This window comes from Okeania sp. SIO1H4 (assembly GCF_010672695.1).
Lineage (GTDB): Bacteria > Cyanobacteriota > Cyanobacteriia > Cyanobacteriales > Microcoleaceae > Okeania > Okeania hirsuta.
This window is the reverse complement of record NZ_JAAHGB010000003.1, coordinates 285,127-307,738: the sequence shown is the minus strand read 5'-3', so window position 1 is coordinate 307,738 and position 22,612 is coordinate 285,127. Positions and strand designations below refer to the sequence as shown.

The 22,612-nt window shown below is 36.9% G+C and carries 14 protein-coding genes and 1 pseudogene; 10 read left to right on the top strand and 5 right to left on the bottom strand.

Going from position 1 to position 22,612, the window contains the following annotated elements:
• Window positions 1-515: 515 nt before the first annotated feature.
• Entirely contained in the window at window positions 516-1,217 is a 702-nt protein-coding gene (locus F6K06_RS02345) for a response regulator transcription factor (protein ID WP_124145266.1), read from the top strand.
• Between the two features lie 654 nt (window positions 1,218-1,871).
• Here the strand turns inward: F6K06_RS02345 and ligA are convergent.
• Both ligA and F6K06_RS02335 read right to left on the bottom strand, forming a co-directional pair.
• Window positions 1,872-3,959 carry an NAD-dependent DNA ligase LigA gene (ligA, locus tag F6K06_RS02340; RefSeq protein WP_124147513.1) on the bottom strand — a complete coding sequence of 696 codons (2,088 nt, stop codon included), beginning with the start codon at window positions 3,957-3,959 and terminating at the stop codon, window positions 1,872-1,874.
• Window positions 3,960-6,213: 2,254 nt separating this feature from the next.
• Window positions 6,214-7,170, bottom strand: a complete 957-nt coding sequence (locus F6K06_RS02335; protein ID WP_124144847.1) for an Npun_R2479 family HD domain-containing metalloprotein — start codon at window positions 7,168-7,170, stop codon at window positions 6,214-6,216.
• Between the two features lie 1,274 nt (window positions 7,171-8,444).
• On the opposite strand from F6K06_RS02335, the gene F6K06_RS02325 reads away from it, so the two are divergent.
• The 4 genes and pseudogenes from F6K06_RS02325 to F6K06_RS02315 all read left to right on the top strand — a co-directional run bounded on the left by F6K06_RS02325 (window position 8,445) and on the right by F6K06_RS02315 (window position 10,981).
• Window positions 8,445-8,609: a hypothetical protein gene (locus tag F6K06_RS02325; RefSeq protein WP_161564505.1), complete on the top strand. Its 165-nt coding sequence runs from the start codon at window positions 8,445-8,447 to the stop codon at window positions 8,607-8,609.
• Window positions 8,610-8,718: 109 nt separating this feature from the next.
• Window positions 8,719-8,898 (top strand): annotated as a pseudogene (locus F6K06_RS34500) (Calx-beta domain-containing protein); the annotation flags it as partial.
• A 69-nt stretch (window positions 8,899-8,967) separates the two neighbouring features.
• Window positions 8,968-9,930, top strand: coding sequence for a Calx-beta domain-containing protein (locus tag F6K06_RS02320; protein WP_375340269.1), 963 nt, complete (start codon window positions 8,968-8,970; stop codon window positions 9,928-9,930).
• Window positions 9,920-10,981, top strand: coding sequence for an SGNH/GDSL hydrolase family protein (locus tag F6K06_RS02315; protein ID WP_124144845.1), 1,062 nt, complete (start codon window positions 9,920-9,922; stop codon window positions 10,979-10,981). The genes F6K06_RS02320 and F6K06_RS02315 overlap by 11 nt, the downstream gene beginning before the upstream one ends.
• A 114-nt stretch (window positions 10,982-11,095) precedes the next feature.
• Here F6K06_RS02315 and F6K06_RS02310 read toward each other — a convergent pair whose 3' ends face one another.
• A complete protein-coding gene (locus F6K06_RS02310) occupies window positions 11,096-11,431 on the bottom strand; it encodes a transposase (RefSeq protein ID WP_353734925.1) in 336 nt (111 codons plus the stop codon).
• Between the two features lie 403 nt (window positions 11,432-11,834).
• Here F6K06_RS02310 and F6K06_RS02305 point away from each other — a divergent pair, with 403 nt between their 5' ends.
• Complete coding sequence (locus F6K06_RS02305; protein WP_124144843.1) at window positions 11,835-12,701, top strand: calcium-binding protein; 867 nt, start codon at window positions 11,835-11,837, stop codon at window positions 12,699-12,701.
• Window positions 12,702-13,504: 803 nt separating this feature from the next.
• Window positions 13,505-14,410, top strand: coding sequence for a tRNA pseudouridine(55) synthase TruB (gene truB / locus F6K06_RS02300; protein WP_287239932.1), 906 nt, complete (start codon window positions 13,505-13,507; stop codon window positions 14,408-14,410).
• A gap of 233 nt (window positions 14,411-14,643) precedes the next feature.
• Here truB and F6K06_RS02295 read toward each other — a convergent pair whose 3' ends face one another.
• Together F6K06_RS02295 and F6K06_RS02290 are read right to left on the bottom strand one after the other, a co-directional pair.
• Window positions 14,644-14,796, bottom strand: a complete 153-nt coding sequence (locus F6K06_RS02295; RefSeq protein ID WP_287308825.1) for a hypothetical protein — start codon at window positions 14,794-14,796, stop codon at window positions 14,644-14,646.
• A gap of 260 nt (window positions 14,797-15,056) precedes the next feature.
• Window positions 15,057-15,398 (bottom strand): hypothetical protein, encoded by a 342-nt coding sequence (locus F6K06_RS02290; protein WP_287239930.1) that lies wholly within the window; start codon window positions 15,396-15,398, stop codon window positions 15,057-15,059.
• An 844-nt stretch (window positions 15,399-16,242) separates the two neighbouring features.
• Between F6K06_RS02290 and sat the strand changes: the two genes are divergently transcribed.
• The 3 genes from sat to ahcY all read left to right on the top strand — a co-directional run bounded on the left by sat (window position 16,243) and on the right by ahcY (window position 22,468).
• Entirely contained in the window at window positions 16,243-17,415 is a 1,173-nt protein-coding gene (gene sat / locus F6K06_RS02285; RefSeq protein ID WP_124142833.1) for a sulfate adenylyltransferase, read from the top strand.
• A 335-nt stretch (window positions 17,416-17,750) separates the two neighbouring features.
• The gene (locus F6K06_RS02280) at window positions 17,751-20,183 is read left to right on the top strand and encodes a caspase family protein (protein WP_287239927.1); all 2,433 of its coding nucleotides are present in this window, start codon (window positions 17,751-17,753) and stop codon (window positions 20,181-20,183) included.
• Between the two features lie 1,007 nt (window positions 20,184-21,190).
• The gene (gene ahcY / locus F6K06_RS02275; RefSeq protein WP_124142831.1) at window positions 21,191-22,468 is read left to right on the top strand and encodes an adenosylhomocysteinase; all 1,278 of its coding nucleotides are present in this window, start codon (window positions 21,191-21,193) and stop codon (window positions 22,466-22,468) included.
• Window positions 22,469-22,612: the final 144 nt, after the last annotated feature.

The window sequence follows — 22,612 nt, the reverse complement described above, 5'->3', positions numbered from 1 at the left end:
TTCTTTCTAGTTCATCTATACTTAGGTGTTCTTGGATACTTAAGCGTCTTGGCATAATGGCGATCGCTCCTGGGAATTATTTTTCTCCTCTTCAATTATACACAAACGATGCTACCGGACATGATATTACTTCATTTTTTTTCAAAAGTCCAGGTACTAGATAATCATAGATTATGTCAAGCTGTTATTTACCCCAAGGAGGGGGTTGCTGCGATCGCGACTTTCATCCAACAAAGCTCTAACATAATATAAATGATGTGCCATATTATAAATCTGAAAAATTACATTTTTTAGACTTATTAGACATCTCCTCCAAAAGAGGCAGTAGGCAGCTTTGCTGTAGGGAACCCACCCCTCGCCCCTCCCCCTCCCAGGAGGGGAAAGAATTGATATATCTAGTGTGATAATTGATTTGATTTTTTATGATAGGAGATGTCTATTAGGTTAGTTTGCGATAATTGTCGTAGGAGTTAAACTGGTAATGTACCTGTGGAAAAATTAGGAGCGTTGTTAATATGGCATCTCATAAAATTCTTGTAGTTGATGATGACCAGGCAATCAGAATTTTAGTTCATCGTTTTTTAACTAACCAAGAATATCAAGTAGAGTCCGCAGAAGATGGTAAAACAGCTTTAATTTTATTTAAAGAATTTCAACCAGACTTAGTTGTTTTAGATATAAATCTACCAGATACTACTGGTTTTCAGCTTTGTCAGGAAATGCAGAGTTACAATGATGTGTTGGTACTGATGTTGAGCAGTCTATGTGATGAAGTAGCTAAAGTCCGAGCTTTTCAGTTAGGTGCTGATGATTATCTCACAAAACCATTTAGTTTAGTAGAACTGAATGCTCGTCTTAAAGCAATATTGAAACGTCAAAGGTTACTTTCTCCGATAAAATTAGAACGGCTTGTATTTGGGGATTTAGTAATAAATAATGTTGAAAAAGAAGTAAGATTTCAGCATAAAATTGTTTCTCTAACTAATCTACAATTTAATTTATTATTTTGTATGGCTAATCAACCAGGATATGTTTGGAGTCGCTCTGAATTGTGCGATAAAGTATTTAAGGGTGAAGATAGTCATTGGTTTGGCAGCGCAAAAGTTTGTGATGTGCATATTAGTCAGATTCGCAAGAAAATAAAAAGTTGTGGTTGTGATTTTGAATATATAAAAACTATTATTAAAGTTGGCTATAAGTTTGAAGCACCAGTATAAAGATGATTTTATACAGGAGTAACTAAATTCTTTATATTCTGCTTCCTTGTTAATATTCCATATCATAATTCTTAATGATTTTCATTAAAAAGGACTTTAATTATAATAAGCTGTTTTGCATCTCAACCATACATCCAATTTTTGTCAAAGGAAACAGGGAACAGCGGTGCGACCCCGCGGGGTGCGATAGACGCAAGCAGTCGGAACCCGGCGAGGTCTCCTCGCCATGGGAATGCTGACCAAGAGAGGGAATGCGCACTCCTGTGAGGGAATATAAAATCTATAATGATTTTTCGCTTACCTAACTTACAACCTACCGCTGCTTCATAAAACTGATACAAAGCGTCACATCGATGCGACAAATTGATGTTTACTTCCTGCTTCTGCTGAGGCCGTCGGCGGTTACTCATCCACAGGCATTAACGGTCAAGCCAACCGCATCTCTACACTCTATACTTACATTTAAGTCTTTGTCAATTAACATAACTAAAAAAGTCCTCAAACCCTTACTACGCCGTTTTAGCGTAGGAAGCGGGATTTCAGGATAGGTCTACGTCTATATAGTATAGACACCCCAGAAATGCTGAAGCAGGGATTAGTGCAGAAGATACAAAGCGTCACCCTCGTTACTACTTGCCTGTGAGAACTATCGTATTATGTCGATAAATTGCGCAAATTGTTAACTAAGTCGAAACTCTCCAAAATTCCCAATAACTGTGCTTCACTCAACTGGTCGATCCCCAACTTTTCGGCCTTCTGTAACTTAGAACCTGGATCTTTTCCTACCACAACAAAATCAGTCTTAGAACTCACCGTACTTGTCACCTTACCACCAGCAGTTTCAATCAAACTCTTTGCCTCATCCCGCTTCAAGGTTGGTAAAGTTCCCGTTAACACAAAAGTTTTGCCTGCTAAAAATGCACTTTGCTCTTTTGCCACATTGCCCGTATCTGTTCTTACATCCATCACCACTCCAGCATTACTCAGACGTTCTACCAACTTCTGATTAGCTGAAACCTGAAACCACTGTTCAACTGATTGAGCAATTTCTGGACCAATTCCATAGACTGCTTCGATATCTGTCGCCTTTGCCTGTGCCAACTGTCCTACATTGGAAAACTTCTGAGTTAATAACTCTGCATTTACGCTACCCACATGACGAATACCCAAACCATAAAGCACCCGTGGCCAAGATTTGCTTTTGGAACTAGCGATCGCATCCACCAATTTACTGGCCGACTTTTGTCCCATGCGTTCGAGGGAAGTCAAACTTTTGACAGTTAAATCATATAGATCGGCCACCGACTCAACTAAACCACTATTGACCATCTGCTGTACTAATTTTTCCCCCAAACCATGAATATCCAGAGCACCTCTAGATGCCCAATGTACCAAAGAACCCCGAAGAATAGCAGGACATGAAGAGTTGATACATCTCATTATTGCCTCATCGGTAGGTTTGACCGCAGGTTGACTGCATTCTGGACAGTGAGTAGGCATTTGAAATAGTTGAGCATTTGTGGGACGTAGTTCTGGCAAAACTCGTACTACTTCTGGAATAATTTCTCCTGCTTTGCGGACTATTGCAGTATCTCCAATATGTAGATTTAGTTCCGCCAGGCGATCGCTATTATGTAGAGACGCCCTTTGTACTGTTGTACCTGCTAACTGGACAGATTTTAATTCTGCCACAGGGGTAAGTGCCCCAGTACGGCCCACTTGAATTGTGACTGCTTCGACAATGGTCGGGACTTCTTCAGCAGGATATTTAAGAGCGATCGCCCACCGAGGAAATTTTTGAGTAAATCCTAATTTTTTTTGTAGTGGTAAAGAATTAAGTTTAACTACAACTCCATCGGTTAAATAGGGCAAATTTTTTCGTTCGGTATCCCAATATTTATAGTATTTTTGAATGTCATCTAAAGATGAGCAAATTTGACGATGAGGATTAACTTTAAAACCTAATTTTTGTAGTAATTCTAAATATTGCCATTGAGTAGAAAGTTGAGATAATTTTGAGTTAATTTCAGATTTTATATAAAGTGTATAAGCGAAAAAATCTAGTCGGCGTCGAGCAACTATTTTTGAATCTAATTGTCGCAAAGTACCTGCTGCTGAATTACGGGGATTAGCAAATAGTGGTTCTCCTATTTTTTCTCTTTCTGCGTTGATACTTTCAAATACATTAATTGATAAAAAAGCTTCACCTCGAACTTCTATTATTGAGGGTGGATTATCTATTTTTAGTTTTAAGGGAATACTTTTAATTGTTTTGACATTTTGAGTAATATCTTCTCCTGTAATTCCATCTCCACGAGTAGCTCCTCTGACTAACAAACCATTTTCATAAGTTAGAGCTAAAGCAGAACCGTCAATTTTTAGTTCACAAACATAATCTACCGTATCAGGATGGGGATCGATTTCTATTTGACGTTGCCAACGTTCTTGCCAATTTTTTAATTCCTCAATATTAAAAGCATTTTCCAGACTATAAAGAGGAATATTATGTTCAATTGATATAAATTTAGTTGCTGGTTTTTCTCCCACTCTTTGGGTAGGACTATCTGGAACAATTAATTGAGGATATTGGGTTTCTAATTCTTGTAATTCTCGAATTAGGCGGTCGTAAACAGTATCTTCCATAATAGGGTTATCAAGCACATAGTAAGCATAGCCAGCTTCTTGAAGTTTCTGCCTCAATTGTTGAGCATGCTGCTCTAATTCTGGTGTTAACTTTGCCATGTTTTTTTCTCCTTAGACCCAATATTTTGATCGTATTCTCAATACCGATATTTATTTGATTTTTTTTGTTATAGCAGAAGGAAAAAAGAAAAATCTTACGTTGTCTGAGTTTTAAGCTTTTGATATGTCCGCACCCTTTCCTTTGACTGCTATATACCAAGAGGAATAAACGAGTGCATAGAAGTGTTGCGGAAGTTCTCCCCCTACAATTAGTTGATACAAAAATTGATGTATAGTATTAATCCACAAGAAATGGTTTTACTCCTGAAAATCAAATAAGTAGAAGAACCTATATTGAGTTAAAAATTTATCTAACTTTGACGATATAATTCCTCTTTAGACATAAAGTAAAAGTGCTTTTTTACATCTTTAAATAAATCTCATCAATAAATTTAAAGTGTTTTAGCTCTTCAGTTTTGCTGCTTTAAAATAGCTATCAGATACAAGCTAAAAAGCATAATTAGGGTTTGCGCTCAAAAGTATTTTAGTAGGGGTAGGAGACAGGAGACAGGAGACAGGAGACAGGAGAAATGGATCGGGAGCGAGGAAGTAGGAGTAAGAATTGTAAGAATGATTTTTCTGCCCAACTATGCGCCTAAAATACTAACTTTTTGAGCGTTTTAGACTGAAACAGGCGCACTTTTTTCGTTCCCAAAAAGGCACTTGTCTTTATATGTCAATGCTTTTATATTTAATCAGCAAGCCCTAATTATCCAGTATTTTTACTATACAGCGCTTTTCATATTAATCAACCACATCGTCACAATCATGCGCCCTATAGGGAGGTTTCATGAACGTCCCGACTCTACTCCCTACTGTGGTCTACCGAAATTAAAACCGCTGTAAATGAGATATATTATAGGTTCTCAGTTTGTTTAGTTATAGCTGTATTCTTGATAGTAAAACGATCTTAAATAGGTCTATAAACTATTACTAGAAAATTCCCAAATCTACTAATAATTATTTATTTACTGTCAAACTTATAGCATTTTTTAAATAGATAGGCCACAGTTAGCAAAGTATTATCCTGCTCCGTGCTCCCTACTCCCTAAACCAAAATAATTTTGTAGTCTAGTTAAATAGAAAAGCGCTGTAATTGCAGTCTTGAGATGATTAACTCTAGTAAAAATTAGTGATTTTCATTTATCTGACTTTTTAAATGTTGGTCTACCAAAAAATTTACTTTTTTTGTTATACCATTTCTCCATGAAGTTGTACTTAAAAAAATATGATAAAATCAGTTTGATAAAGTATCAGCAACAATTATTAAGTGCATTATTACAAATAAATGGTATGAGAAATTAACTAACATCGCCAATACTTATCTAATCTTATGAGATGATTTTATTGTACTTTAAAATAAAATTATTTGTATTTAATAAATAGTTTCTTAGTCTGTTTTAATTCTACTGATTGGAAATGACTGTCTAGTTTACTGTAAATTTAACCTATATATAGAACATTAAATGAATGAGCAAAGGTCAATTTGAGCGAAAAAAAAGTTCTCAACCCTCCCCTTTTAAGCTATCCATTACCCACATCTTTAGTTAACATAAAACTTGATAAAATAGACAAGTTATGTGTAAGTCTTTTAGAGTCTTTTTCCAGAGAAAAGTATATTGAAAAATACATTTTTTTGAGAACTGTAGACAAGATTCTTATATCATATTCGGTTGAATACTTATAAATAAATGTTGTGAGTCCTCAGGAGTCAAGAGTCAGGATTCAGGAGGAAAAAAAGGAGAAAAAGAGGAAATATTGGAGAATAGTATTGATAATTTCAGTATTTCTTTGGTACCGTCAGTACTCTCAGTCCTTAAATTTTATTTATAACTGATTATCCAAACATAATATTACTCCCCACTCTCCCCACACTCCCCACAAAGTTTTCAGGAGTTTCGTATAAGGAATAGGATTTTAAGAGGGGATAAAAGCATTTTAAGAGGGGATAAAAAAGAAAATTATGCATCTTCTAGCTTCCCTATTGCAGCAGGTACTGTTAACTGTTAACTAATAACTCAATTAACATCTGGTTCTATTTAACAAATCTAATCTTTGGCCTAAAGCTTAATTCCAATGTCTTTTCAAAGGCTATAACTAAATTATGTATTGTGGTTATTTATTAAATCTTAGATTGGATTCTATACCAGTGACTTACCATCGTGCAAACTAACTCAAATCACATCTAATTTGAATTACATAAATTAATTATATTGATTGATAGTTTTTTTTGTGAAAATCATATTTTTTCTAGTTATAAATTCAAGCCTAAAATTTCACTAAATTTCTTTTTATTCACTGGTGTTGTTTTGGGAATATCTCCATTCGTGTAACTTTTATTCTTGGCATCTAGTAATTTTGTACCATTAGTTTTTTCCTTTGGTTCATGTTCTACCTGAAACACATTTGCGTAGAGATTAGCAATAATTTGTTTGCCACTTTGAGTCAATTCTAAATAATTAATAGCTGCCGGAATATAAGGATAAACCCCATCCCAATAAAATTTTGCATAGCTACGTCTTAGATCCGCTGGAGATTCATAACCCAAAACCTTATTAGTGCCAACTTCTTCAAATTCATAGAATAAAGCACCAATTTTCAGCAAATAATTAGGGTCGCTTAATTGACCGATTAAATCTGCTGCTCTTGATAATCCAGAAAAATTATTTCTATCTTGATGAGTTTCTGCCTTAGGAATAGGAAAACGAGTTAGTTCAATATTACGTTTAATTTGATCTGCATCAATTAGTCGATGACCACCAAAACGTTCATCTATTACTAATTTACCTCGATCCACATGATAAGGAGTAAGACTAGCTGAAGTAGCACCATCTGCCAAAGAAACCATTCCATCATTGATTCCTGTAGCATATAAACTTAACAATTCTTGGTCCTCTCGACAAACTCCTTTAACATAACCAATATCGTGGCACAATAATGAAATAATATAATGTAACCAATCTTCGGGAGACACCCCACCTTCACGAATGTGCTTACCCCGCAAAATTTCTTGCCCGACAAGAGTAACTAACATTGTATGTTCAACGTTGTGATATAAAGCATCACAATTAGCAATATTTTCTAGAGCCATATTTCCTGCCCAGGCAATAATTTCTGGATAGTTTGGCTTAAAACCACCATAAGTACGATGGTAACCTGCTTGTAACTCTTTTACGAAAGCATTTATTAATATTTCTGTTGCATTTAACATTATATTTATTTGCACTCCAGTATTAAGTATTATTCTAATAGCTCGATCTATGGTCATTAGCTATTAATTTGTCAATTCATAAATTCATGATTCACTAGCTTTTCTCATTACTTGCAAGTCTGAATACCAAAAAATAATTTTTTTAGCTTTGATTATTATTATCGACTTAGTTTAAAATTAGCAGAAATCTATAGCTTCGCCAAAATAATTTCTCAAATAAGGACATTGAAATTCATCAGAAATAGGAATAGACCTTTAGAAGAGTCCTTTAATCTTATAAAATAGGCAAACTTAATTGATTCAATAAGGGAGTAACTATTAGACATCTCCAGAAAAGTGGCAACAGGCAACAGCTCCGGAAAGCAACAGGGAGAAATAATTGATAATTTATGGATAAGAATTAATTTTATTTTTGATTTTTACCAGATGTCTATTAACAACACCTCAGACTGCTATATAATACTAAATTAAGTTTATAGAGTATCCTTTTATATAAATGGGGAGACAGGGTATAGGGAAGATGAGGAGAGGGTTAAATCTGATCATCTTTAATAATCAGATTTGGTATAAACTAGAATGAATCAGAAGACACAAGACAGGAGTAAGAATAAATTAGTGGGCAATCAAACTTAAGACCAGCAAATAAGTCATCATATTTGCTGAAGGTCTTAGATCCATAGGAATTAAAAATCACGACTCCTGACTAGTAAATCTCGCCAATCTGAAAGTATCCCAATATCCTCTTTTAAAAAATAACTTTAATTACGACCAGGTTTATTAGGCTCTGACAAAAATAACCAAGCAATTCTTTTAGGGTTGCAGATTATGGAATAATATTGCCAAAAATTAGTTTAAACTTTGACAGGACTTACGCAAGGACACTATATATAGTGTTAATCTTTAAGACTCTCTCTAGATTTGCGATCTAAACTCCGTTTCCCTAACAACATCGACTATTTGAAATCCAAACCAGTCAATATTCCTCAGACTACTATCTTACTTGATTATGGATACCACCCTGAAAAGATCATAGAGGAGTTAAAGAAAATTTATCTGGCAATTATGACTAAGATTAGGTTTAAACTATCGCCAAAACCATCAAAGTTAGAGAAAGAGAATCTGGGAAAAAAAGGGTTTGTTACTGTTCAATCCTGGTGGGTGATGGAAAGAACCAATTCCTGGATTGAGAGGTGTAAAAGCTTGACTAAAAATTTTGTTTGCGCAGCATTCCCCAGGAAAAGAACCCTGGAAAATGCTACTGCCAAGTAAATTATGTGTTTTATTCGACTAATGCTTCAGAGATTGGCGATCGCCTAAATTTTGAGAGATACGCTCAGGGGTTCTATAAAAGTGTGACCGGAGAATGGATAGTCACAACCTTTTGTGAGAGAAACTATATTGAAAAGTTTGATCGGGAAGCTCTGGGATGGTTGGGTTGAAAAGAAGATCAACTCAGAGATCAAACCAGTATGATGCGTCATTTGATCTTAGTGTTTGTTGCCTATACTTTCATTGTTTACCAACAATTAATAGCAAGCCACAGCAGATAATGATTATGGCAGCACTCCCATAACAGTTGATTTTGCAGATGGAGAAACAGAGAAAACAATTAATATCTCTATTGTTGATGACAGTGAGCAAGAGGATGACGAAACAATTAATCTAACTTTATCCTCCCCTACAGGAGGAGCCACCCTCGGCACTGAGGAGACAGCGGTGTTAACAGTTGTAGACAATGATGCTTCTTCTCCAGATAATGGTAATAGTGGTTCACCATTGCGTATAGAAGCAGAAGATATGACTCTAAGTGGCTACAAATCTGAATCCAGAAGTGTAGCTTCAGGTGATGCAGTAGTCTCTGTATCCAGAAAACACACACAAGGTAGTGCCACAACTCAGTTTACAGGAGATACAGGTACATACAATGTAGTAGTAGGTTACTATGATGAAAAAGATGGTCAATCTTCTGTTTCAGTAGAAATTGGTAATCAGACCATTGATTCCTCGGTATTTGACCAAGATTTGGGTAATAGCTCGGTGAGTAGTAAAAATTTTGTAGAGCGGACTATCGCTACAAGTCTACAGATTAATAATGGAGAAAACATCACCCTTAACGGTGAAAAAGAGGGAGGGGAGAGGGCAAGATTTGATTACATTGAATTTATCCCTGTTGCAGCGCCAGAGCCAGCACCAGCACCAGCACCAGAGCCAGCACCAGCACCAGCACCAGCACCAGAGCCAGCACCAGGAACATTATCCTTTAGCGACACCACTTACAGCATAAATGAAGATGGTACTACTCAAGGTGCCGTCATAGTTACTCGTAGCAGTGGCAGTGATGGAGCAGTCAGTGTGACAGTTACCCCCTCTAACGGTACAGCAACAGCAGATAATGATTATGACAGCACTCCCATAACAGTTGATTTTGCAGATGGAGAAACAGAGAAAACAATTAATATCTCTATTGTTGATGACAGTGAGCAAGAGAATGACGAAACAATTAATCTAACTTTATCCTCCCCTACAGGAGGAGCCACCCTCGGCACTGAGGAGACAGCGGTGTTAACAGTTGTAGACAATGATGCTTCTTCTCCAGATAATGGTTTAGGTGGAGATAATACTTTTAACGGTGGTCCTGGTGATGATAATTTCGTCAGTAGTTCTGGTAACAACAGCTACGATGGCGGTGAGGGTAAAGATACAGTCATCTATGCTAGCAACAAGACCAGTGGACTTATTGCTAGCATAGATGACTGGTGAAGTCAGCCGTAAGTTTGAAACTTGGTCTGAAGACTTTAAAATTTTACCTCTAGGCGACTCTAACACTAGCGGATATCCTAGTGATGCCAGCAATGCTGGCTATCGTAACGAATTATGGAGGTCTTTAAATGGTGCTGGCTACAATATAGATTTTGTTGGTACAGCATACAGTGGTCCTTCTGATATTGATCAAGACCACGAAGGTCGTGGTAAATTCACTATTAATCAACTTACAGATAACGCCAGTAAAGCTCGAGGTAAAAATCACCCATCAGTGGCAAGATACACAAATATTGAAGATACCTTAGCCACTTATGATCCTGATATGGTTTTATTGATGGCAGGTACAAATGATATTAATAAAGGGGATAGTCCAGATACTGCTCTTGCAGACCTTGGTGATCTGGTAGATCGAATGAACACAGCACTACCAGAATCACAAATTTTAGTTGCATCTATTTTGCCAAACTTTAGTAACTCGGACAGAGAAGCGAGAACTGAGGAGTTTAACGAGCGAATACCTAGTGAAATAGTTGAACCCAGAAAATCTAGTGGACATAATGTACATTTCGTAGATATTTTTAATACACCTTTAGAGTCTAGTGACATCACTAAGGATGGTTATCATCTGACAGCTAGTGGTTACGATAAGATAGCTGAAGTTTGGGAAGATGCTATTATCAATACGGTTGTCGCTAAAGATACTTTAACAAATATTGAGAACTTGATTGCTTCTGATGGTGATGATGAACTTATAGGTGATAATTCTGCCAACCAACTTACAGGTGGTCTTGGTGATGACACCCTAACTGGTGGTGGTGGTAATGATGTATTTATCTATAGTCAAGGAGATGGAACTGACATTATTACAGACTTTGAAGTTAATAACGATAAACTTGGATTATCTAACGGTTTAACTTTCAGCGAATTAACGATTGAAAATGCAGGTACAAGCACTGAAGTTAAGGTCACCCTCACTAATGAAGTTTTAACTGTACTTGAAGGGGTAATAGCAAATGACATTACCTCCAGTGATTTCATAACAGTCTAATATCATGTTCGGATGATCACTTATAATAAAGCCAGAATCATTACAGTAGCAGTATTCAAACTTTATGGCCAAAAAGATGGCGTTCGCAAACTACCTTTATGTTCAAACGATCGCTTATAATTGAACAGCCCTAGTTTGAGGCCACCAATGGAAGCAAGTTAGTCCTTGTATTAAATCATGCTGTTTCATTAGTTGTTGACACCGAAAGACTAATAGTTCTTCAAGTTCATCTAAAGAAAGGGGAGAGCTATTGGCCACAACTTCATTAGTTAAAGGCCACAAACCTTCTGCTGGTTGTAGTTCTGGTGACTTGGCAGGTAAATAGATTAAATCCAAACCCTGTGGTATCTTCAAACTATGACTGGTATGCCAACCGGCTTTATCGATGACCAGTAGAACTCTTTTATTCTTTCCCAGACCATATTCAGTGGCAAAATCATCTAAAAACAGGACTTACGTAAGGACACTATATATAGTGTTAATCTTTAAGGCTCTCTCTAGATTTGCGATCTAAACTCCGTTTCCCTGGCTCTAGAAACAGTAGGAAAAACATTTTCCTGTCTAAAAATCATTATCATATGAAATCCGGTTATACAGTTATCTCACTTTCTACTTCCATTAAATACAGACATAAAATGCCGGAATATCCCAAGATTTTTCCCACTCTCATCCTGACTTTCTCACTACTTTCTCACTACTTTCTCCTGACTCCTGACTCCTGACTCCTGACTCCTGACTTATACGATAACTAATTATCCGGATACTGTATCACTTTATGTCTTAACCAATCTATACTATTACTATAAATATAAATATAAATATTATTCACAAAGAAGTTATTCGGTAAAGTTTTATGGTCACGGCAACACAAGAAGACCTTTTTAACGGTGTAATCGATCTGTTTAGTTTTTTTGGGCCTTCGATTATTGATGAATCAATGCCAGGAGGGGGTAACGATACCAATAGAGGTGGTAATGGCGATGGGAGTGGTAATAGCACAAGCACCGATGGAAGTGGGAGTTCTGGAAATCAATTCAATGAAATTCTCGGCACAGAAGAGGATGAGAGTATCAATGGTACAGCAGGAGCAGACCTCATTATGGGAATGGGAGGTCGAGATTCTATAGAAGGTAGAGGCGGAGGAGATAGAATTTTTGGAGAGGGAGATAATGATACTTTGCTCGGAGGTGAAGGTAATGATTCCCTACTAGGTGGTCAACAACAGGATTCTATTCTAGGGGGTGATGGTAGCGACACATTGTGGGGTGGTAGGAATAATGACTCTCTATTTGGTGAAGAAAATGAAGATACACTTTATGGTAATAAAGGGAATGACCGTCTTTTTGGAGGTTTAGAAGATGATAGCCTCTTGGGAGGTAAAGAAGATGATTCTCTAGATGGAGGTGAAGGTGATGATACTCTAGTCGGCGACCGCGACTCTGATACTTTAACTGGAGGAACAGGAGAAGATTTATTTGCTATTAGTGAAAATACAGGTGGTCTCAGTCCATCAGATGCAGATATTATTACAGACTACAACCCTGAAGAAGACGATCAAATTGGATTAATTAATGGTTTGGAGCGTAGTGACATAGAATTTGAGACAACAGTTGTAGGTGGAGAAAACGGTGTAGCTATTAGGTTGAGGGATGATGAAGAAGATTATCTGGCAATAGTGCTGAATGTTGTAGAAGGCGATCTTGACTTTACTATTATCTAATATCATGTCTCTTTAAATACCCACAATTGAAGAAGGAGACAGGAGACAGGAGACAGGAGACAGGAGGAAAATTACATGGGGATAGTCAACGACCTGCCGCTCCGCGTCTACGCTCCCCCAAGTAATGCGTGAACACCCCCGTTGACGGTGGGGTATTAAACCCACAAAGAAAATGATAACATTGATTAGGGAGTAGGGAGTAGGGAGTAGGGATTAGGGGGAAATTTGATAGATTCTCAAGATAATTGATGAAGATCATTAATATTTACGTCTAATTAATGAGACCTGATATAAAACCAAAGAATATAGCAATGAGCGCTGGTATATTTACAAATTGCAGGAGAGGCCAAATAGCTAAAAGTCTTATATTATCCACAATTTATTCCCCCTGTTGCCTTCCGGAGCTGTTGCCTGTTGCCTGCAGCGCTATAACGAAAAATTATGGGTGGAATAACAATATAATGGGCGTTGCTTAAATGTAATGATAATTAGACATCTCCTCCACCCATAGGGAGTAGGCAGTAGGGAGTAGGCAGTAGGGAACCCACCCGCGGGGCCCGACCGTGGAGGGGAAAGAATTGATAATTTCTTTGGGATATAGATATTGATTTTTTATTCTTGGAGATGTCTATTAGCTGAAGGTAAAATTGAAAAACTGGCATTGCACAGTGACAAATGATTTTAGATTTTTGATGAACAGGATTTTGGATTAATCAATTGCTAAAATGATTAATATTAGGTTTTTTACTCAAAGTCTAAACTAATTTTTGGCAATATCATTCCATAGTGTGCAAACCCATATAATGCAAGGCTTTCTCAATCTCAACAAACCATCTGGCATGACTTCCCATGACTGTGTAGCAAAAGTAAGAAAGTTACTAGGTCTCAAGCGTGTTGGCCATGGAGGAACTCTCGATCCTGCGGCTACTGGTGTCTTACCTATTGCCGTGGGAAAAGCAACTAGATTATTACAGTTTCTACGCTCAGAAAAAGCTTATTGTGGCACAGTCAAATTTGGTGTAATTACGACCACTGATGATTTAGAGGGAGAAATTGTTAAATCTACACTAGCGCCACAGTTAACATTGTCTGATATAGAAGCAGTGCTGCCAAATTTCTTAGGAAAAATTGAACAACTGCCTCCTAGTTACAGTGCAATACAGGTGGAAGGAAAGCGACTTTATGATTTAGCTCGTCAGGGAAAAACTGTTGAAATTCCTACTCGGGTTGTAGAAGTGTCTAGTTTAGAAGTTCTTGAATGGCGGAGTGGAGATTTTCCTGAGCTGGATTTAGCGATCGCTTGTGGTACTGGAACTTATATTCGGGCGATCGCTCGCGATCTAGGTGCTGTTTTAAATACTGGAGGGACTTTAGCTACTTTAACTCGAACAGAAAGTAGTGGCTTTTCTTTGAAAGATAGTCTTACCTTTGAGCAGATGGAAACTCAACTGCAACAAAAAACATTTAATCTATTATCACCAGAAGTAGCATTGGCACATTTACAAACAATAGTTTTAGTTATTGAGGATGCCAAAAGATGGTGTCAAGGTCAACATTTACCTTATCAACAAACATGGGAAATAGAAGATGAAAAAACTGAAAATCCTCTGCGAGTATACAATATTGAAGGTGTCTTTCTGGGTATTGGGCAGTTAATCAAATCCGAGGAAAATTTATTATTAGCACCTCAAGTTGTTATTTGTGAATAAGAAGGAAGAAGAAAGAAAGAATAAGGAAGAAGGAAGAAGGAAAAATCTGGCTTTGTCTGAGTTTTCAGTTTTTGATATGTCCGCGCCCTTTCCTGCGACTGCTATACCAATTTTTTTTAATTAGACCTCTTGCATAATATCATGTCCGCTGGGGCGCTTTTGTGTCAAACCAAAGATGAATATCTACAGGAAATTTACCTTGTTTCAAGCTTTTAAGCCTTCTTCCCTCTCTCCTAGATAACTAAAACCTTCCTCCTTCTTCCTTCTTCCTTCTTCCTTACCTTCACGCTGACAATACCGATGCTATCGGACATGACATAAATCATATCAAATCCATTTGATTGGACATAAAAAAAATCTCCAATCGTCATAACTACGCTAATCAAAGTGATTCTCTCAGCAGGGAAGAAGAGGAAGTTTTAAAGTGTAGAAAATTTTTTTTGTCACGCTATTATCCGGACATAATATTAGATCAAAAAATCACGAGTTTACCTAACTTATGCAATATAGCTAACTTATCTGAATTAAGAAAATTCCAAATTTCAATTTTTAAGATAAAAAGTCTGAAAATATTACTTTTATTGCCCGTCTTTATGTAGACATTACATTGGCGAATGAAATATCTCCAGACCCACATCAATACCACCTAATTATTCAATAATAATTCAAAGGATTGCCTTAAAGATTTAATATCTCCCACTCTTGCCACTAAAAGGTTTTCCTCCCCAGCATCTTTTAAGCGAGAATTCCAATACTGAATACTATCAGGATTATTCATCCAAAAATTAATCACTGTTTCGACAACTTTATCTACTCTCCAACCACGATCAGTAGAAACATTTTCAACAGATTTTATAAACACATCTAGAGAACATTCATGGTTTCCTAGATATTCTACAGTTAAGTTTTTTTCTACTTGCAGTTTTTGTTGGTGATTAAAAAAATGTAAGATTGGAGAAATACCTAAAAGTTCAAAAGTATACTGCATTTCTGTGTTTCCTCTCTAATTATTTTTGATATTATAACTATATTTTAGATACATTTAAGTTAGCAGTCTTTCAAGGCGAGTGCTAATTTTTTGACCTCTAATTAATTATTAATCAGATGCAAAATCTTGACTTTATTCTTTAATTTGTCCTCAAAATATAATGGCGTACTTTTAGCACTTATTATCAAAGATTGCTAATAGTTTATCTAGTTAAATTTTGTAGTTTTATCAACTTCTTATTTAGATAATACTAATTTGTCAAACCAGTTTTTGTCAAATTATTTACATTCAAGACAACATTTTATTTACATAACTTTACATTATCTGATTTTTACTTTTTTTATATCTACATTAGATTGTGTAGAAAATCTCTGAAAATTAGAGAAAAGAAAATACTGATAATAATGTCAGACTTGATGATCTATAATTAATTTAGATTTTGTTACGAATGTAGTAAGATTTTATGACTGTAACGATCAAACAAATATTCCTAATTTAATTCCCAGTTGCTTTATTCCTCAAAAATATTCTCACAGCTTAATTAAATAGAAATGCTATATTAATAAATTGTGATTTATTAATATTTAGAGTTTTGACATAGATAGCGACACAATTTTTTTACCACCCTGGGCCTTAGATATAATTTTGATTAAGTCCGGTCATATAATTACAACTACAGAAGTTAGAAAAAAGAAAGCATCTTTGATAATTACCTTAACCTCAGTCAACTTCTAATAACTTCTAACAACTAAATTTGAAGATAGAAGTGCCTCAAAGATGTAAGATCGAGATGAGAAAACCTAATTTTGATCAACTACTGTAGTTAACAAAGAGAGGAATTGCTTTGAGTCAGCATCCCAATGGTATACCAGCACACGGTGGCCATCTGATTAATCGGATTGCCACACCAGCAGAACGACAAGAGTTCATGGAAAAAGCTGAAAGCTTACCACGAGTACAACTAGATAAACGAGCACTTTCAGACTTAGTGATGATAGCTATAGGAGGCTTTAGTCCTCTAAATGGCTTTATGGAAGCGGCAGACTATGAAACCGTAGTTACTGATATGCGTCTTCAAAATGGTCTACCTTGGAGTATACCAGTCACTCTACCAGTCTCAGAAGAAGTAGCAGATTCAATCAAAGAAGGAAGTTGGGTGCGTCTTGATTCTCCCGATGGAGAATTTGTAGGAGTTTTAGAATTAACTCAAAAGTTTCGCTACAATAAAGCCCATGAAGCAATTAATGTTTATCGTACAGACGAAATCAAACATCCAGGAGTAAAAGTTCTCTATGATGCTGGCCCCGTTAACTTGGCCGGTCCAGTATGGTTATTAGAACGTCATCCTCACCCATTATTTCCCAAATATCAAATCGATCCAGCCGAGTCCAGAAAACTATTTCTAGAAAGGGATTGGAAGACAGTAGTAGGTTTCCAGACTCGTAACCCCATCCACCGTGCCCATGAATATATTCAAAAGTGTGCTTTAGAAACAGTAGATGGTTTATTTCTACATCCTTTAGTAGGTGCGACAAAATCCGATGACATTCCTGCTGATGTCCGGATGCGTTGCTACGAGATTATGTTTGAGAAATACTTTCCTCAAAACCGAGTAATTATGGCCATTAATCCCTCAGCCATGCGTTATGCTGGCCCAAGGGAAGCAATTTTTCATGCTTTAGTGCGGAAAAACTATGGTTGTACTCATTTCATCGTTGGTCGAGATCATGCCGGGGTAGGGGATTATTATGGTACTTATGATGCTCAATATATCTTTGATGAGTTTGAACCCGGAGAGTTAGATATTGTTCCAATGAAGTTTGAACACGCTTTCTACTGTACTCGTACTAAAGGTATGGCCACAAGTAAAACAAGTCCAAGTTTGCCAGAAGAACGAATTCATCTATCAGGAACAAAAGTACGAGAAATGTTACGTCGGGGTGAGTTACCACCACCAGAATTTTCACGACCAGAGGTGGCTCAAGAGTTGGCTAAAGCAATGAAAGCATCTAGCTGATATTAGCAGAAATTTTTCTGGTACACTCCTTAAAGTATGAAGCATGATTGTACCAGAATTTGGAGGTGGGTTGAAAAAGCTATACAAAAAGTAAGCTTTTCAACCTCCACTAAGAATTGGGTAAAGTTATCTATATTAAATTTGCTTTAACTGGATGGCTGCTTAGGAGCTGACCTGAAAGATGTAGTAAATTAAACTCGCAAGTGTTTAAAGTTTGCTATGATCAGCCCTATTGGTTAACTGCAGAATGCTTCAATTATGTAGAAAATTAATAATAATGTTGTGATAAAAAGTCCTGATTGACTCAGTTCAGGTGAGGAGTTTAAGGAAAAAGCATGGGATTAAAGCGGCGTGAATTTCTGCAAAGGGCTAGCTTGGCCCTGGGAGCATTGGGAATAAGTGAAGCATGGTGGTGGCGACTCCAAAGTCGTTACTCAACTGCTCTAGCTCAAACTACTGGACGTAAATTAGCACTTCTCATAGGTATTAACGAATATCCGGATGCAGCTCTATCTGGGTGTGTTACAGATGTGGAGATGCAACAGGAATTGCTAGTTCATAAGTTTGGTTTTTTACCTACTGATATTCTCACTCTCACAAATAAACAAGCAACTAGAGAAAATATAGAAACAGCTTTTATTGATCATCTCACTAATCAAGCTAGACCTGATGACCTAGTTCTCTTTCACTTTAGTGGTTATGGTAGTCGTGTCAGCAAAATGATAAATGAGAATGAACAAAATGAGTCCAGTTCCTCAAAATTAACATTTCAAAATACTCTAGTGCCAATAGACGCTGTATCACTTAACAATGAAGGTAGAGCAATAAATGACGTACTAGAAGAAACTCTATGGTTATTAGTGCAATCGCTTGATACAACAAAAGTAGTGACTGTACTAGACACGAGCTATGTATATCCCGGTCAAAGTTTGCAAGGTTTTCTCAGAGTTCGCTCTCGACCTAGTTCGACTACGGAGCAAATTAATAAAAAAGAGAAAGCAATGCAAACACTGCTACGCGATCGCCTCTCTTTAGAAAGAAGACAGCCAATTAATCAAAGCCAACTACCAGGATTGATCCTTAATGCTAGTAGAGATAGCCAATTTGCTACCGAAACTGATTGGAATGGTTTTAGCTCGGGTTTATTCACTTATGCTCTTACCCAAAATTTATGGCATACAACCCCTGCAACCAAACTACAAATTAGTTTTGCACAAAGCACTAGCTTCGTCGAACAACTAGCTGGAACTTATCAGCAACCGGAACTCAAAGAAGCAACACAACAAAGTATAGCTCAATTTACCAAAAAAGCTACCATAACTCCAGTAGCTACGCCTTATCAAAATCTCTTGACCTCCCTATCACCCCCTGCTAGTGGCGTAGTTAACTCAGTAGAAGATAACGGCAAAACAGCAACCCTTTGGCTAGGAGGACTGCCAATAAATGTTCTTGATGCAGTTACATATAATTCCCTATTCACAACTGTACCTTCTTCGGATTTAAACTCAAACAACTACCAATTTAAATTACAAATTCGCAGTCGGAGTGGTTTAAAAGCTAAAGCTTCTATAATTATTGAAACTAATAATTCACAAGAGTTGTCAGAGCAGGAAAAACAGAAGTTTGAAAATGGAGAAAATCTAAACAACCAAACACAAAAAAATACTCAAACATCTTCTCCTAATCCTCAACTTTTGGCAGGAGAAATGGTGCGAGAAAAAATTCGTATTTTGCCGAAACCTACTGAATTGACTATTGCTCTCGATCGGGAACTGTCAAGAATTGAGCGGGTAGATGCTACCAGTGGATTCTCCGCAGAGTCCCAAGTTACAGTAGTAAACAATATTCAAGCAGCAGATTATATATTTAGTCGAGTACCAGAAACAACTATTGCTCAAAGTCTCTCTGCTCCTCTACCTTCGATGTACCAAGGTCGTTATGCTCTATTTTCTCTAGGCGAGGTGCTTATACCCACTAGTGTAGGAGAAGGAGGGGAAGGAGGAGAAGCAGTAAAAGTAGCAGTACAAAGGTTAAGTTCCCAATTAAAAACTTTACTCGCAGCTAAAATACTACGCTTAACGAGAAATGAAAGTTCGACTCAAATTAAAGTCAGAGCCAATTTCGCTACTATTACTCCAGAAGCAAAGATAGTTATGCGTAGGGAAACTTTAGGGGTAAGTAATGAGGCGAAATTTAAAACGAACATAGAAGGTGTAGGCAGCTTTGGAGTTTCTGATGGATTACTCACATTACCAATTGGTAGTCGAATTCAATGTCGATCATATAATGACGGCGATCGCCCAGTCTATTTTATGTTATTCAGTTTAGACAGTAGTGGGCGCATTTTTGTTCTCGATCCTGCTGCATCTAATCAACCTCTCAATAATAATGAGTCTTCACAAACCGGGTTAGTTATTTCTCCAGAAGATAGCGTAAATATGCCTCCTGTGATTAGTAATTTTCCTAGAGATACAGAATCTTTTGGGTGGAAACTAATCGGTCCTAAAGGGTTGGCAGAAAGTCTAATTATCTGTAGCCATCAACCATTTAAGGAAACAATAGCTGCTCTTAATGGAGAGGTACGTCAAGCTAGAAACGATGGAGTAATTCAAGAAGTATTAAATCCTTTGAATGTAGCACAAGCAGTATTACGAGACTTACAAAGTGCTAGTCAATCAGCTGTTCAATCAAGTGGGTTATCAACTGATGATTATGCTCTAGATATTAATAGTTGGGCAACTATGAGCTTTTTGTGTAGGATCGTTTGAAAACAATACTTTCAATCGGATAATTTCAGGCATAGGGGTTTGAGTAACCTCTTTTTTTTATCTGTTTTTTCACTCTCGCAGCACACATAGTGTGATACCAATTTGATAACTGTTTGTTACAAATACAGTAACGGTACTTTGATATTTTTTACAGCGAAAATGCCTTCAAAGCTAGTAGGGTTCAACAATTAATAATTAATAATTACCTTTCCTTGAAAAGAAGAGGATTGACTAATCATGAAAATTTTTCTTTATTATCCTCTGAAAAGGGAAGGCGCATACCCATAATTTTTCGGTAAGGGAAATACGTTGCTCTGGCTAAAAATGGCTCTTTGCGTAGCATTCCGCAGGAAAACCTAGATATATCAGGAAAAAGGTTGGTTAAATGTAAAACCTTGACTATATAAGGGTTTGACGCTGTTATTAACATATTTTTTGCCAAAGTACCGGTAAGGAAGAAGGAAGAGAGAAGAAAATTTTCAAGAAGGAAAAGTAGATATTTCTCAAGTTTTTATATCATGTCCGGATAAGAGCGTGATCAAAAAACTTTTTTCTTCTTATCCTGTTCTTCTTCTTCCTTCTTCTTTATTCCCTCCTGATATCATGTCCGGTTGAATAATTAGACTTTGGTGGAAGGAAGGCAGAAAGCAGCTATGCTGGAGGCAGAAGGTTTTCTCCTATTATCACCTTAATTTTATACACGCTCCGATGCTACCGGAAATGATATGACTCCTGACTCCTGAGGACTGACTCCTCCGTCGTTATTTATTTTATAACTGTTCAACCGGACATGATATTACACCAACAGACATAATATTAATCAGTGATCGCTGATTGTATTCCGGTCTCTCACGGCCAGTTTTGCTGGCAATTTTCCAGACCACTTAACATATATTGGCATGAATGTCAAAATAAATTTTGTCGTATTAACACTCTTGATCGACTTCTGTAAAATTAGCTATACTGGCGAAGAATAAAATTTTAAGGAAACACAAGGAAACAACTGAATGGTTGCAACACCCGTCCAAATTAAACACGAAGTTAAAGACCAGTCCCTAGCTCCTCTAGGAAAACAAAGAATCGAGTGGGCAGGCCGAGAAATGCCTGTTCTACGCCAAATTCAAGAACGCTTCGCCAAAGAAAAGCCATTAAGCGGAATTAAATTAGCAGCTTGCTGTCATGTGACAACCGAAACTGCTCATTTAGCGATCGCTCTCAAAAATGCTGGTGCTGATGCTGTATTAATTGCCAGTAACCCTTTATCTACTCAAGATGATGTAGCTGCTAGTCTGGTAGTAGATTATGGTATTTCTGTGTTTGCCATGAAAGGAGAGGATGCAGAAACTTATCTGCGTCACGTTGAAATTGCTTTAGACCACAGACCTAATATTATTATTGATGATGGTAGCGACGTAGTAGCAACCATGGTCAAAGAGAGACAAAGTCAACTTAGCGACCTCATTGGTACTACAGAAGAAACTACTACAGGTATTGTTCGTCTAAAAGCAATGTTCAATGATGGGGTGTTGACTTTCCCTGCTATGAACGTTAACGATGCGGACACCAAACATTTCTTTGATAACCGTTACGGTACAGGTCAATCTACTTTAGATGGTATCATCCGTGCTACTAATGTTTTATTAGCTGGTAAAACTACTGTTGTTGTAGGTTACGGATGGTGTGGTAAAGGTGCAGCTCTCCGCGCTAGAGGTTTAGGTGCAAATGTAATTGTAACTGAAGTAGATCCAGTTCGCGCTATTGAAGCTATCATGGATGGTTTTAGGGTGATGCCAATGGCGGAAGCTGCTCCTATAGCGGATCTATTTATTACTGTTACTGGTAATAAGCACGTTATTCGTGGCGAACATTTCGATGTGATGAAGGATGGAGCGATCGTTTGTAACTCCGGTCACTTTGATATTGAAATTGACCTAGAAACTTTGGGTAAAAATGCTACTGATATCAAGACAGTTAGACCTTTCACTCAACAGTACACACTCAAGAATGGTAAGTCTGTAATTGTATTAGGTGAAGGTCGTTTAATTAACTTAGCTGCTGCTGAAGGTCATCCTAGTGCAGTTATGGATATGAGTTTTGCTAACCAAGCATTAGCTTGTGAATATTTAGTTACAAATAAAGGTAAATTAGAACCAGGTTTACACTCTATTCCTGTAGAAGTTGATAAAGAAATTGCTCGTTTGAAATTACAAGCAATGGGTATTGGTATTGATACTTTGACTCCAGAACAAATCGAGTATATGAATTCCTGGACTGTTGGTACCTAATTTATTTTTTAAGGAATAAGAATCTAGTTTAATCTAATTTACTATTCCTTTGTGATTTTTAGTTTTATTTTGCTTGAAATAACCCCGGTAGAATCTTGGTAAAATATCCATAATTTTATCTGGGTTTTTTATATTTGTAGAATG